Genomic DNA, 12,969 nt, shown 5'->3' with positions numbered 1-12,969 from the left:
TCAACTTGTATATATTCAACATTATCTATTATAATCCTGCATCAAGACTTTACAAAATTCCCATCCGGCCAGGGTCCGAATTTCTGCTCAAACTGACCTCTTGTTAGAAGTACTTCCCGGGGTTTGGAGCCTTCATACCCTCCCACGACACCCTTATCCTCAAGCATGTCCATGAGCCGGGCCGCCCGCGTATACCCTACGCGCAAGCGCCGCTGTAAGAGCGATACCGAGGCATTCCCGGATTCAATAAAGAGCTGGGCCGCCTGGTAAAAAAGTTCATCCTCCGCTTCTTCCACTTTGTTCGCGCCAACCTCAATATTCGGTATTTCCTGGTACTCCGGCTTTGCTTGCTCCTGCAGGAATTTTACGACATTCTCCACCTCTTTATCCGCCAAGAAGCAGCCCTGCACACGCACCGGTTTGCTCGCACCCATTGGATAGAAGAGCATGTCCCCCCGGCCCAGCAGTTTCTCCGCTCCGTTCATATCGAGAATCGTGCGCGAGTCAATCTGGGAAGACACTGCAAAGGCTATGCGCGAAGGAATATTGGCCTTAATCAACCCGGTAATGACATCCACCGACGGCCGCTGGGTGGCCACAATCAAGTGAATGCCGGCCGCCCGCGCCATCTGGGCCAGACGGCAAATCGCGTCCTCAACATCACCCGGGGCTACCATCATCAGATCCGCCAACTCATCGATGATAACCACAACATAGGGAAGAGGCGGCTGTTCACCGGCTTTATCCTGGCTTTTTAAGAAGTTATACCTGACAATATCCCGGACTCCGGCCGCTGCAAACAATTCATACCTCGTTTCCATCTCGGTCACAATCCATTTCAAAGCTCCGGCCGCTTTTTTGGGGTCGGTTACGACCGGAGCAATTAAATGCGGAATCCCGTTATAAGTTGTTAGCTCTACCATCTTCGGGTCAACCAGTAAAAACTTGACCTCATCCGGGCGGGCCTTAAATAAGATGCTATGGATTAAAGTATTAACACACACGGATTTACCTGAACCCGTCGCCCCGGCAATCAATAGGTGCGGCATTTTGGTGAGATCCGCCACAACCGGGGTTCCGGTAATATCCTTGCCCAAACACAGGCTTAATTTACTGGCGGCGTTTTGGAATTCCGGAGCATCCAGCACTTCGCGGAAATGGACCGTGGCAATTTCCCGGTTCGGCACCTCAATCCCAACCACAGATTTCCCGGGAACCGGCGCCTCAATGCGAACATCCGAAGCAGCTAAACTTAGAGCGATGTCATCCGCTAAGCTGGTAATCTTACTCACCTTGATCCCCGGGGCGGGCTGGGCCTCATAGCGCGTAATCGCCGGACCCTGGGTGACATGGGTCACTTTCACTTTGACACCAAAGCTGTCTAAAGTGTCCTCGAGTACCCGCACATTATCCGCTAAGTCCTTGTTCAGGCGTGAATTCTTGACCCGCAGAGATTTATGCAAAAGGGTAAGAGGGGGTAGCTCATAGAGGGTATCCTGCTTAACCTGACGCGAAATCGGAGTACCGGTAAGCTTGCCCGCGGGAATAATATCCGTTTGTGAGGCAGGCTCCCTCTGATACGGAGTCTCGTTTTGGGAACTCGTTCCCCCATGAGAGTAAGGCTCACCCGCACCTACCCTGCTCTTAGCAGACATAGGCATTTTAGATATTGAATCTTTTTGCATCGGATCATGAATCGGATCCTGAGCTTCATCTTGGTCCACCAAACTATCTGCAAAGGTACGGATAACCAATGGCCTCTCCACAATATCCGGATCAAGCACCACCGGCTTCCCGGCATCCTTTCCCCTTTTCTTACTGAGAACTTTATCCATCAGCTTAGACCCAGCCGATTGTTTAAGTTCTTTCTCCTCCAGGGACTCATCTTCTTCCGAAGGATTCTGAACCACGTACACGAAGTCTCCCACCTGGTTCTTAATCCAATACCCAGCGGCTTTCCCCAACCGGCCTGCCTCTTTCGCACCGCTGACCAGGGAGCGGTTAACCACCAGAAGCGCTCCGATAAGCGCTCCCATCCCGAGCAGCACATACCCTCCTTGAACCCCGACCGCGGTTCTGAGCGCCAGAGCAAGGACCGCTCCGATCAGGCCCCCGCCATGACCCAGTTTACCCTCGGCAAACATATCCTTCTGAGAAAATGCCTGAAAACCCGGCAGCTGGAAATGCATCAGCCCCAGCATGACCAGCCATAAGAGCACCGCTCCGCCCGCGCGCCGGCCTGGCCGCCGGGTGTGCTTACTCATAAAGGTTAATCCTCCAAGGCCGATTAACACTAAAAGCCAAGCTCTTCCTCCGCCCGCTAAAGCTGTTAAAGCAAAGCTTATTTTTTCTCCGACCACTCCGCTGCGGTCCGAATAGAGGGCAACAAAACCTAAACAGGCCATCCCGACGATAAGAATCCCGATGACTTCGGTGCGGATGGTCTCTTTAAGGCTCGGATTTTTGCGGTCATACTTGCGCCGCACCTTTTTATTAGCCACGAACTGCCTCCTCCGACTTTATGTGGTAAAATAATCCATATGACTATTCGCCAGGGTCCCGTGAAAATCCTTCTCCCAGCAGCGAGCGTGTTTGCTTTAGCACCGTCTTTTATTACTTCCATCGGCTCAATCACGTGGGGATAACTCCCTAAAATCACATCGGCTCGAAGAAATCAAAGGCATAAGAACCATCCGCCTGGCGTCCGGACCAAATTTGGGTATTATGCATCAGGATATCACCGGCCGCTACCAGGGTAATCTTCTCTACCCAGGGTGGAATCTGTGTTTGCCTTGTTATAGAATTTCCGCCTCCTGCTTGTGCCTGGCGCACTACCGGCAAAACCCAATAGCCGCCAATAACCAGCAGCATTAAAATAACTGGGATTAGAACCTTCCATTTCACTTTCCTCACAGCTTTCAATTAAAGCATCTCTTTTCTACTCTATCAAAAGTCTACTGCTCCGAGTTTTCTTCGATTAACCGGTTAAGCTCCGCATAAGCGTCTTTAAGTCCGCCGACAGCACCAATCAGCCCAACATCCACCGCTTTTTGTCCGACTAAAATCGTACCGATATCCTGGGCCAGTTCTCCTGTTGCAAACATCAAATCCTTCAAACCCGCTTCGGATATCATCGAATGCTCCATGATAAATTTATTGACACGTTCCTGCATCTTCTGCAAATACTCGAACTGCTGGTGGCCGTGAATTACCAGGCCGGTATAGCGGATGGGATGAACGGTCATGGTTCCGGTCGGGGAGATAAAGCTGCGGGTACAACTCACGGCGATCGGAATCCCAATGCTATGCCCTCCCCCCAGCACCAGAGACACACTGGGTTTGCTAAGGCTTGCGATAAGCTCGGAAATGGCCAGCCCCGCTTCCACATCTCCTCCGGCGGTATTGAGCATGACCAATAAACCTTCAATTTTGGGATTTTGCTCTACCGCCACCAGCTGTGGAATCACATGCTCGTACTTAGTTGTCTTTGTTTGCGGCGGCAGTACCTGATGCCCTTCAATTTGGCCAATAATAGTCAAGGTAAATATGTTCCCCGGTGGTTCCGGCAGGCGGATTTCCCCAACCTGTTTAAGATTTTCAACATTACTTTCTTTATGTCCCTCAGCCGGAGTTTCATTGCTCTTCGGCACCACTGAAATCCCTTTCATTTTACACCCTCCATTATTGCAGACATAATCATCTTTAGTATGGAGAGTTGGCGGAGATTCAATGCGCCCATTCTTTGACCGCCCGGCTAATCTTTTGAAAATCCTCCCAAGCCGGCTTGCGCAAGGAAGGATTGCGCAAGATTGCCGCCGGGTGGTATGTCGGCATGATCAAGGTATTTCCTCTTTCAAACCACTGTCCGTGGTTTGGTCCCATTTTAAGGTTAGGATCAATAATCCCGTGGGATGCCGCCAATCCCAGCAGCACCATAAACCGGGGGCGCATTACGGTAAACTGTTGCCTCAGCCATGGCAGACATGTTTGCATTTCCTGCATATTCGGAGTTCGATTGCCCGGCGGCCTGCATTTAACAATGTTCGTGATATACACCGTTTCGCGCGGCAGTTCTGCTGCCAGCAAGATCTTATCCAGAAGCTGCCCGGCTTTGCCCACAAACGGCCTTCCCAGTTCATCCTCAGTCTGTCCCGGCCCTTCCCCAACAAACATCACCGGCGAATTAAGGTTCCCCTCTCCGAACACCACCCCACGGCACCCTGCGCGCAAGCCGCAATTTGTACACGCTTTGGCTTTTTGCTCCAAAGCTTTGAGGTTATTTATCTTTGTTTCCCTTACCAAATCCATCTTAGACCATCCCTACTAAATATAACAATCTCATTAGCAGCTATGTAGCATCTAGCTTAGCGACACCTTAAGTATTAATTCTAGCCGCAGCGCCAAAACTCCTGCTACAACATCTACGTCTAAGTGCGTCCGGTCCGGCACAATTAGAGCAGTGAAGCAGAAAATCTGTGCCTAATGGTTATAATAATCTCGAAATCCCAACAAGGTCTAAATCGTCCACAAATCGTACGGACCACGAACAATGATGAATTAAAGGAGAGATTGTATGTATGAGTTAACTGAAGATCAAGAAGAAGCAATCTTAGCCAATTTTATAGAAGCCAATCAATTACGGCAGGACCCTTCAATACATTAACTACATGCGAATCAAAGATTATGTCTAAACACGAGCATAATAAAACCCTTTCTTCGCGGGGTATGAGCTGAACTGAGTTCGGTTCACGTCCGCAAAGACAGGGTTTTTGATTTTTTATTGGCTTTTCATTTGAATTATTTAATTTATGTGCTATAGCCGAGCTTATGAGAAATGTCCATGGCAGCGTTCTTTACAAGCCGAGAAAATTCTTTAACTTTTTCCGGGGTAAAGCGAAAAGCTGGACCCCCTATTCCTAATCCGGCAGCCAATTTGTCATTGTGGTCAAAAATAGGCGCAGCTATCATAGCTGCTCCGAAATCAACTTCATCAGTACTAATGCAAAGGCCTTCGCGGCGTATCTTAGCTAATTCTTTGCGCAAAGCCTTGGGATTAATGGGACTATTATCGCTTAGTCGGACAAGGTTTTCTGTTTGCATATAATGCTCGATGAATTCCTGAGATTCATAAGCCAGCAGAATCTTTTTGGAAGCGCCACAATGCAGGGGCAATCTGCCCCTGTCCGATGCCTTCAATGTCATAGACTGGGGACCTTCCACACACTCTATACCCACCCCTGCATTGCCGTCTCTTTTGGTTAAAAATATGGATTCGCCCGTGGTCCTTGCTAAATTCTCCATAATAGGCAAACTAATGTTGCGCAACCCCATCTGACTAGCTGCCACTTTTCCCAACTCAAAGACCCTTAGTCCCAGTCGGTATTTCTCCGTGAGCGGATCCTTCTCGACGAAACCGAACTTTTGCATAGAAATCAGGATGCGGTGGATAACACTTTTCGGCAGACCCAGCTTATTGCTAAGTTCAGTAACACCCCAAAGTGAGTGAGAATGAGTAAATGTAGTTAATATTGTCAGCGCTTTTTCAACAGTTTGAACACCTTCTGATCTAGACCTCATGCTTTCTGAACTGTCCTTATTAGTTTCCGGTCTATCCTTTTTACTCTCCTCTTGACCCCTCATAATCTCCTCCGCTTATCTCTTTCCGCAATGTGGAATTGTATTCCGATATCTCTTTTTTGATCTGTATTTTAGGGGACGCCTGAGCAGTTTGAAAAGAATATTAACCTGAGACGAAGAAAATAAGGGGTTAACGGCAATTTTTCGGGTGTCAACGGTAAGTTCTTTCCGGACGGCCTCATTTATTGGTTAGCTTCTGATACTTGTGCAAATACTCTTCCAAGGCAGCCTTACGCTCTTCTAATTCAGCAGCCCACGCCTTGAGAAGACTAATTCCATCTGCAGTAATAGTATACATCCGCTTAGCCGGACCTGCCTCCCCAGTTTCCCAATGTGATTCTACATACCCTTCCATCTCTAAACGGCGAAGGTGCCGATAAACAGCTCCAGGGTCGGGATTTCCGGAATGCAGCCGAAAACTACCCAGCTGTTCTATCAGTTCGTAACCGTATGAAGATTTTTCCGCCAAACATAGCAGTAAAGACGGTTGGATAAACCTCTCCGGTTTATTACCCGGTTGATGGTGACAGTTTCTGTGGCGTGGTCCGTGACAACTACACATCCTAAGGATAGACCTCCTTAATTTTTCATAAGGGATTATTTATGAATTTTTTTTGCAAGGGATTGACATTAAATTAACACAGAACTAAACTAATATCAACATCTATATGTTAATAGCATATAGATGAGTTTGAGAGGAGGTTTCTTTTATGTGTTATCACCACAGCTTTCATGAAAAAGGCATGGGACATCGGGATTGTCACTGCCGTCAGCACAGTCATGGAGATGGTTTCGATCACGGACACCATTACGGCGGACACGGTTGGGCCTATTTAACTCACGAAGAACGCATCGAACATTTGCTACAAGCCAAAGAAAAATTAGAAGCGCAGTTGGCAGAAATTCAGAAAACCTTAGACCTGGTCAAGCCAAACAGTGAAGCATAAAGATGTAGCCCAAAAGAGAACCCTCTTCCGCAATGGAAGAGGGTTCTTTAACCCTTCCCGGATTAAGGCATCATCATCGGCAATCAGCACTCTAATGGGCATGATTTTCCTCCTCCAGCGGCAGCAGTGTGATTACGGAAAAACCGTTGCTCCCGTCAATAATTACCTTACCCCCACAGCTCTGGCTTCGCTCTTCCATCCCGGCAAGGCCCAAACCTTTTTGCAGCACATGGGCTCCGATCCCGTTATCCCGGACCTCAGCCTTGACCAAGGTGTTCAAGATGTCAAGCTTCACCGTAATTGCGGTCGCCTCTGAATATTTAAGGGCATTGGTCAAGGCCTCATACATGTTATCGTAAATCACTTTATATGATATAACTTAAAAGCTTATAAGCAGATATTCCAAGCTCATCTCGTCACTAATCATGAGCGGCGGCAGCACCGTCAAGACAGCCTTCTCTTAACTTCGCCCATCAATACTTCAGTTTCCATGTTCGCCAGTTCCCAAAAGCATTTCACCGTTAAACGCTCGAAGCAAAAAAGAAATGCGACATGCCAAAGGGCAAAGGGATAACTTCTAAATCGATGTAGCCTGTGAGAGTTAACAGCTCTCTGATCTCAGCCTCGGTCGGCAAACCCCGAAATCCCCGGTGACAGGCGAGAAAAAAGCTCATAAGATGGCGCGGCATCTGCGTTGAAAACAACTCTAATTGGTCGTTGGTTCCCCTTAATGCAGTTAAGATCCCGATCTGTCCTCCCGGGTTTAGAACTTTCTTAATGTTATATAAGAGAGTTATTCTTTGATCCGGGTTAAAGTAATAAATGTTGTTGTTGAGCAAAGATACGTCAAAAGTTCCGATATCCAGTTGGAAATCCAGGGCATCGGCGCAGATGATTTTAAGACGGTCGTTATAAGCCGCACAATTGGTTCTGGCCCTTAAAGTCACCTCCGGGTTTATCTCGATTCCTATTCCCTGTAACGAAGGGGAAAATTCCATAAGTTTCTGCAGATACAAACCTTCCCCACAGCCAATATCAAGGATTCTCCTCCATTTGCTGTCATTAAATTTCTTAACTAAGAACGGCCACACAAACGGTTCAGAGGCCAGGGATGCCTTGGCGATTAATTCCTCCTCCATTTCCGAGGCAAAGCTCTTTTTGTCCGCATCTCCCGTAATGAGCTGCGGCAAGTCGGCAAACACCGGGCTCCAATGCTTTACCAGTTCTTTATAGAGAGCTTCGAGTCCTTCATAACGGTAAGATTGAACGGCTTTGCCCAGTTTAGAAAGTTTGTAGGATTGGTTGTCCTTTATCAATAAACCAAGGGAACCCGCCTGTTCCAGCCAGTGGTCCAAGAGCAGCCTATCCCATGCCGGATGCAGCGTAATCAGATCATCCAGTGTTTTTTCTTCCTTTAATTCATCCCACAAATTAAGCTCAAACCCGGACGTAAGTATCCACAGAAATCCAAGGCTTTCCATCAGCTTAATTGTTTTGCCCAGCAGTGCCAGCATGCCAGCTTCCAATTCAGGTCACTCCTCCTCAAAGTCATACCATAGTTTACAGCCGGCGCTTTGAGATCGTGCAAATAAATCAATGCCGAAAGTAAACTTTGATTTTGGCAGTACTGGGATTATGACTTAATAAAGGTCGTTCTTTCCGGTGCGAATGTGGACCGTAAGGTTAACTTTTAGGTAGCCAAACTATGCAACTGCGAATACCTTGTATTATCCCGCTTTTAAAGGAGAAGTGAAATGAAAATCACGAACAAGTTTCTTATAACCGTTCCCATAGCAGAAGTTTGGGATGTTATGTTCAATCCTTTTAATATTGGCAAAACATTTCCCGGTTGCGAGCATGTCGAAGTGATTGACGAAAACACTATTTTAAGCCTAGTCACTGTAAAAATTGAATGCCTTAAGGCCCGCTTCAAACTCATTAGTCAGATTAAAGAACAACATTCGCCGCTCCACATTAGAACCGATACAACTTGGGAAGGGCAGAGGTTAATTGGCAGAGTCACACAAACCACTACCCTGGATCTACATGCCCTCAATGACCGATCAACGGAAGTTGCCATTGCCTCGGAATTAAATATTACCGGAACGCTCGCCAATCTCGGCCGAATGATTTTACGAGCAAAAATAGAAAGTTTAACAGAAGAGTGGATCCAAAGCATCAAGGCGTTAATCGAGGAACTTTATCGGCCTGTAGAAAAAGCCATAACTGTTGTTGATACGCATGGTTGGGACGCAGGGTATACGGATTTGAACCGGATAGGCGATTAGTCCATGGCAAATGCATAAACCGGACTTTTTTCTAAGTTATCCTTCGGTGATCAAGCTTACTCTCTATGAGCTGATTTCAATTACCCTGTTCTTGGTAATCCTGATGGTTTATGAAAACCCTCATTTTCTTGCCCAAGCCCTGGCGATTAACGTTTTTGTTTTAGGAATTTACTTCTTAGTGCCTAATCTCATTATGAATCGGGTTGATATCGCTTTGTATAAAGCCAAAGAAAGCGGTAGGAATGTAGTGGTCGTAGAATGTAACCCTAACCCCGTTTGTATTGCTCAATCTCATTTGCCAGTTCATTGAGATAGGCCCACCGTTCAATCAAATGATCGAGTTTCTGTTTAAGCTCCTCCTGAACCTTGACTAATTCCGTTAATAAAGCATAGTCACTGCCAGCTGAATTAATCCGGTTGTTAATCTCTTTAAGCTCCTGTTCTGCGGCTTCAATCATGCTATCAATCAGTTCATACTCCCGTTGCTCCTTAAAGGTGAATTTTGGAGCTTTGGCCTTTACTTCCTGTATATTTCCAGACTCTCTATGACGCTGATCGCGTCCAATATTAATGGCTCCCTGTTTTTGAAGATTCACTGAGTCTAGCTTTTGCAAATCGGCCTTCTCTTTTACGTGCTCTAAGTACTCTGAATAGTTGCCTATGAACTCCTTGATTCGGCCGTCTGCTTCAAAGGCGAAGATCTTTTCCGCCGTGCGATCTAGAAAATAACGGTCATGGGAAACCGAAATCACAGCCCCGGGAAATTCGTCAAGATACTGCTCCAGGATAGTTAAGGTTTGGATATCCAGATCATTGGTCGGCTCATCCAAAAGCAGTACATTAGGGGCACTCATTAGAACGCGCAGGAGGTAAAGTCTTCTTTTCTCTCCGCCGGAAAGTTTGGAGATCGGTGTCCATTGCAGAGCAGGGGGAAATAAAAACCGCTCTAACATTTGGGATGCGGTAATAAAAATGCCCTCGGCCGTTGGAAGCACCTCAGCTTCTTCCTTAATATAATCAATCACTCGCAGAGAATCATTAATGTCTGTGTTCTCCTGGGAAAAGTATCCGATCTTCACGGTTGGACCAATATCAATATTTCCTTGGTCCGGCTCAAACCTCCCGGCAATAAGATTTAAAAGCGTCGATTTTCCGTACCCATTCGGGCCAATCACGCCGATACGGTCGTTTCGCAAAATAATATAACTAAAATCCTTTATGACAAATCGTCCGGCAAAGTACTTGCTAACCCGGTTTAATTCAATTACTTTTTTCCCAAGCCGGCTGCTTCCGACTGAGATTTCGATCTTATCGGCGATTGCTTGAGGTTTCTGTTCCAAGAGAGCATTGTAGCGGTCAATTCTCGCTTTTTGCTTGGTCGTACGGGCTTTCGCCCCTCTTTGAATCCAGGTTAACTCATTTCTCAATAAGTTTTGCCTTTTGTCTTCAGAAGCCCGCTCCTGTTCCAGACGCAGGAGTTTTCCTTTGAGAAAGACACTGTAATTGCCTATGTAAGAATAGAGCTCATCTCGATCCAGCTCAAAGGTTTTGTTCACCACTCTGTCTAAAAAATAACGATCGTGAGTAACCATAAGCAAGGCACCCTTACGTTTGTTCAAATATTGTTCCAGCCATTCCACGGTTTCCGGGTCAAGATGGTTGGTTGGTTCGTCCAGAATCAGTAAATCTGCAGGAGTAATCAGGGCACTCGCTAAAGCAATCCTTTTTCTCGTCCCCCCCGATAAATAATCAACCTGAACATTATAATCATATATGCCAAGTTTGGTTAAAACGATTTTGGCTTCGGTTTCAAGCTTCCAGGCATTCTCTAAATCCATTCTCTGACCTAATGAAATTAACTTATTTTGCAGGATGGTATTTTCAGGTTGATTTTCGAGTTCATAGAGTGTCTGTTCGTATTCCCGTAGCAGTTGCATCACCGGGGAATAACCCTTAAATACCTGCTCGAGCACCGTGGTCCCGTTTTCAAAAGAGGGATCTTGAGGCAAATACTCCACCTGGATTCCATGGCCCATGGTGATTTGCCCTCGATCAGCAGGTTCTAAGCCCACAAGTACCTTTAACAAGGTTGACTTACCCGTGCCATTTACCCCGATTAAGCCGATTTTATCTGTGTCATCGATGCCAAAGGTAATGTTCTTAAACAAGATCTTTGTGCCATAGGATTTTTCCAGATTTTCCGCCGTTAATATGTTCATTCTTATTTTCCTCTTATCAATTGCTCTCTTCATATTACCTGGCAACGATCTACTTTTCAAGAAAAGCCCATTAAAACATCTTGGTCAAAAACTAACACAAAGCGTCGGTATATGGTAAAATATTTGTACAAAATTATGAGGAGTGACTAACTTGATACATTCAAGTTTGCTGTCAGGACTCTCGATATACCGGGCAGTAAAGGATAATGACAGCGTCAAGGCCTGGCAGGAACTGATGGATTCCCTTCGGGAGGCAGACCCTAATCGGGTTTTACCGGCTTATCACCGCTTTTATGCGACTGCAATAACACGTGGGTGGCCGAGAATATTAGGTGATTTAATTATCAATGACGATAATCTATTTACCCGAAGCGCCTCTGCTCAAGGCACTCGAATTAGCTCATCCCTTAGGGAGCTTGCGGCCCGTGACCTCAGCATCTTGCACGAGGTTGCGAAGGTAACGCTCAATGAAATAAAAGAGCGCAGCATTTCTTTGTTCCAAAAAGCGGGCACCGACTGGAATCTGCCTTCCGATCACCCCCTGAATCCATCCAACTGGCCGGAATGGAATCATGAATCAATGCTTACACCGACTCCGGTTTACACTGAGAACTTAGCGAATGCTGCCCGCTGGCTTCACAATGCCCGTCAAAATATGATAAAGTGCCTGTTCAATCATCCCTGGGAATCTTGCATCGATGAACTAATCTCATTTTATTCTCGAGCAGGCTATGGTCTATTCAGTCAATTTGCGGCAGCCAAGTGGCAAAAGGACACGAATAGTTCATGTCTGGTAGGAATCCCCAACCCCGACCCGATCCGGCTTGAGCATTTAATCGGGCTAGTCAGCCAGAAACAAACAGTTGTTGAAAACACCGAGAACTTTTTATCCGGATTGCCTGCCAATAATATCATCCTCTATGGCAGCCGCGGTACCGGCAAATCTTCAATGGTAAAAGCCCTCTTAAATGAATATGTCGAACAAGGCCTGCGTCTAGTGGAAATTGCCAAAAACCATTTGGCAGATCTCCCCTATATCTACCCTGTATTAGCAAATGAACCTGCTAAATTCATTTTGTTCATTGATGACCTATCGTTTGATGATAACGAACTGGATTACAAAACTTTAAAGACTATGTTAGAAGGCGGCATTTCAACACGCCCAACTAATGTCTTGATTTATGCCACATCCAATCGACGCCATCTGATTAAAGAAACCTACACCGAGCGTCAAACGGATGTTCATAGCCAAGATGGACATGAGGAAAAATTGTCCCTGTCTGACAGATTCGGCATCACGGTAACCTTCCTTTCTCCCGATCAAGAGGGTTACCTTAAAATCGTCGAAGCTTTAGCAAGCCAAAACAATCTCCAAATTAATCACCAAGAATTGCGGAATGAGGCTTTGCGCTGGGAAATGTGGCACAATGGCCGTTCCGGGCGAACTGCCCGCCAATTTATCGACCATCTAATTGCTCAACAACACGCTACGCAAAACAAAGGAGACTATCTAAACTGATAGTCTCTTTTGTTATTATTATGTTCTTGAGAGTTGTTCTCTCAAAACTGCACAGATCAAATTCGAAGTACGATATTCGAAGCTCGATGTTCGAATTTGAGTTTTCCTTTTCTGTTAAAAAATCCTACTCACTTTGGTTTAAGCCCAGTGAGTTCACCTTATATGCTTAGCGTTCGAAGCCTCTCATCTTCAGACTTTCTTCATTCTGAATCCTGTCTTCTGAATCCTGACTCCTTTATTTAGGTCAAGCCCTCGACCGATTAGTACCCGTCAGCTCCATCCCTCACGGGACTTCCACATCGGGCCTATCAACCTGATCATCATTCAGGGGTCTTACCAGCTTATGCTGTGGGAAATCT

General features: G+C 46.3%; 12 protein-coding genes and 1 rRNA gene. 3 read left to right on the top strand and 10 right to left on the bottom strand.

The window, feature by feature from the left end:
- Positions 1-41 precede the first annotated feature (41 nt).
- The 6 genes from J0X21_RS02140 to J0X21_RS02115 all read right to left on the bottom strand — a co-directional run bounded on the left by J0X21_RS02140 (position 42) and on the right by J0X21_RS02115 (position 6,199).
- A complete protein-coding gene (locus J0X21_RS02140) occupies positions 42-2,501 on the bottom strand; it encodes an FtsK/SpoIIIE family DNA translocase (protein WP_328812072.1) in 2,460 nt (819 codons plus the stop codon).
- Positions 2,502-2,655: 154 nt separating this feature from the next.
- The gene (locus J0X21_RS02135; RefSeq protein WP_206810071.1) at positions 2,656-2,922 is read right to left on the bottom strand and encodes a hypothetical protein; all 267 of its coding nucleotides are present in this window, start codon (positions 2,920-2,922) and stop codon (positions 2,656-2,658) included.
- Between the two features lie 32 nt (positions 2,923-2,954).
- Entirely contained in the window at positions 2,955-3,668 is a 714-nt protein-coding gene (locus tag J0X21_RS02130) for a ClpP family protease (RefSeq protein WP_206809915.1), read from the bottom strand.
- Between the two features lie 58 nt (positions 3,669-3,726).
- Positions 3,727-4,308, bottom strand: coding sequence for a uracil-DNA glycosylase (locus J0X21_RS02125; protein WP_206809906.1), 582 nt, complete (start codon positions 4,306-4,308; stop codon positions 3,727-3,729).
- Between the two features lie 498 nt (positions 4,309-4,806).
- Positions 4,807-5,640 carry an IclR family transcriptional regulator gene (locus J0X21_RS02120; protein WP_206809904.1) on the bottom strand — a complete coding sequence of 278 codons (834 nt, stop codon included), beginning with the start codon at positions 5,638-5,640 and terminating at the stop codon, positions 4,807-4,809.
- 175 nt (positions 5,641-5,815) lie between these two features.
- A complete protein-coding gene (locus tag J0X21_RS02115) occupies positions 5,816-6,199 on the bottom strand; it encodes a helix-turn-helix transcriptional regulator (protein WP_206809902.1) in 384 nt (127 codons plus the stop codon).
- Positions 6,200-6,347: 148 nt separating this feature from the next.
- Between J0X21_RS02115 and J0X21_RS02110 the strand changes: the two genes are divergently transcribed.
- Complete coding sequence (locus tag J0X21_RS02110) at positions 6,348-6,584, top strand: hypothetical protein (protein WP_206809900.1); 237 nt, start codon at positions 6,348-6,350, stop codon at positions 6,582-6,584.
- 91 nt (positions 6,585-6,675) lie between these two features.
- On the opposite strand, the gene J0X21_RS02105 is transcribed toward J0X21_RS02110, so the two are convergent.
- Together J0X21_RS02105 and J0X21_RS02100 are read right to left on the bottom strand one after the other, a co-directional pair.
- Positions 6,676-6,933 carry a sensor histidine kinase gene (locus tag J0X21_RS02105; RefSeq protein WP_206809898.1) on the bottom strand — a complete coding sequence of 86 codons (258 nt, stop codon included), beginning with the start codon at positions 6,931-6,933 and terminating at the stop codon, positions 6,676-6,678.
- Positions 6,934-7,105: 172 nt separating this feature from the next.
- Positions 7,106-8,110, bottom strand: coding sequence for a class I SAM-dependent methyltransferase (locus J0X21_RS02100; protein WP_206809896.1), 1,005 nt, complete (start codon positions 8,108-8,110; stop codon positions 7,106-7,108).
- A gap of 228 nt (positions 8,111-8,338) precedes the next feature.
- On the opposite strand from J0X21_RS02100, the gene J0X21_RS02095 reads away from it, so the two are divergent.
- On the top strand, positions 8,339-8,872 hold the full coding sequence (locus tag J0X21_RS02095) for a CoxG family protein (RefSeq protein ID WP_206809894.1): 534 nt from the start codon (positions 8,339-8,341) through the stop codon (positions 8,870-8,872).
- Between the two features lie 266 nt (positions 8,873-9,138).
- On the opposite strand, the gene J0X21_RS02090 is transcribed toward J0X21_RS02095, so the two are convergent.
- A complete protein-coding gene (locus J0X21_RS02090; protein ID WP_206809886.1) occupies positions 9,139-11,091 on the bottom strand; it encodes an ABC-F family ATP-binding cassette domain-containing protein in 1,953 nt (650 codons plus the stop codon).
- Positions 11,092-11,242: 151 nt separating this feature from the next.
- Here J0X21_RS02090 and J0X21_RS02085 point away from each other — a divergent pair, with 151 nt between their 5' ends.
- The gene (locus J0X21_RS02085; protein ID WP_206809884.1) at positions 11,243-12,610 is read left to right on the top strand and encodes an ATP-binding protein; all 1,368 of its coding nucleotides are present in this window, start codon (positions 11,243-11,245) and stop codon (positions 12,608-12,610) included.
- 240 nt (positions 12,611-12,850) lie between these two features.
- Here the strand turns inward: J0X21_RS02085 and J0X21_RS02080 are convergent.
- Positions 12,851-12,969 (bottom strand): 23S ribosomal RNA (locus tag J0X21_RS02080); the annotation flags it as partial.

It is taken from the genome of Paradesulfitobacterium ferrireducens, from assembly GCF_017310645.1.
Lineage (GTDB): Bacteria > Bacillota > Desulfitobacteriia > Desulfitobacteriales > Desulfitobacteriaceae > Paradesulfitobacterium > Paradesulfitobacterium ferrireducens.
Note: the sequence above shows the minus strand (reverse complement) of the source record. Positions and strands in the feature narration are given on the sequence as shown.

Excerpts from the sequence above, each read along its gene's own strand:
- J0X21_RS02130 (WP_206809915.1), bottom strand. The coding sequence starts at position 3,668 with ATGAAAGGGATTTCAGTGGTGCCGAAGAGCAATGAAACTCCGGCTGAG.
- J0X21_RS02125 (WP_206809906.1), bottom strand. The coding sequence starts at position 4,308 with ATGGATTTGGTAAGGGAAACAAAGATAAATAACCTCAAAGCTTTGGAG.
- J0X21_RS02120 (WP_206809904.1), bottom strand. The coding sequence starts at position 5,640 with ATGAGGGGTCAAGAGGAGAGTAAAAAGGATAGACCGGAAACTAATAAG.
- J0X21_RS02115 (WP_206809902.1), bottom strand. The coding sequence starts at position 6,199 with ATGTGTAGTTGTCACGGACCACGCCACAGAAACTGTCACCATCAACCG.
- J0X21_RS02110 (WP_206809900.1), top strand. The coding sequence starts at position 6,348 with ATGTGTTATCACCACAGCTTTCATGAAAAAGGCATGGGACATCGGGAT.
- J0X21_RS02105 (WP_206809898.1), bottom strand. The coding sequence starts at position 6,933 with ATGTATGAGGCCTTGACCAATGCCCTTAAATATTCAGAGGCGACCGCA.
- J0X21_RS02095 (WP_206809894.1), top strand. The coding sequence starts at position 8,339 with ATGAAAATCACGAACAAGTTTCTTATAACCGTTCCCATAGCAGAAGTT.
- J0X21_RS02090 (WP_206809886.1), bottom strand. The coding sequence starts at position 11,091 with ATGAACATATTAACGGCGGAAAATCTGGAAAAATCCTATGGCACAAAG.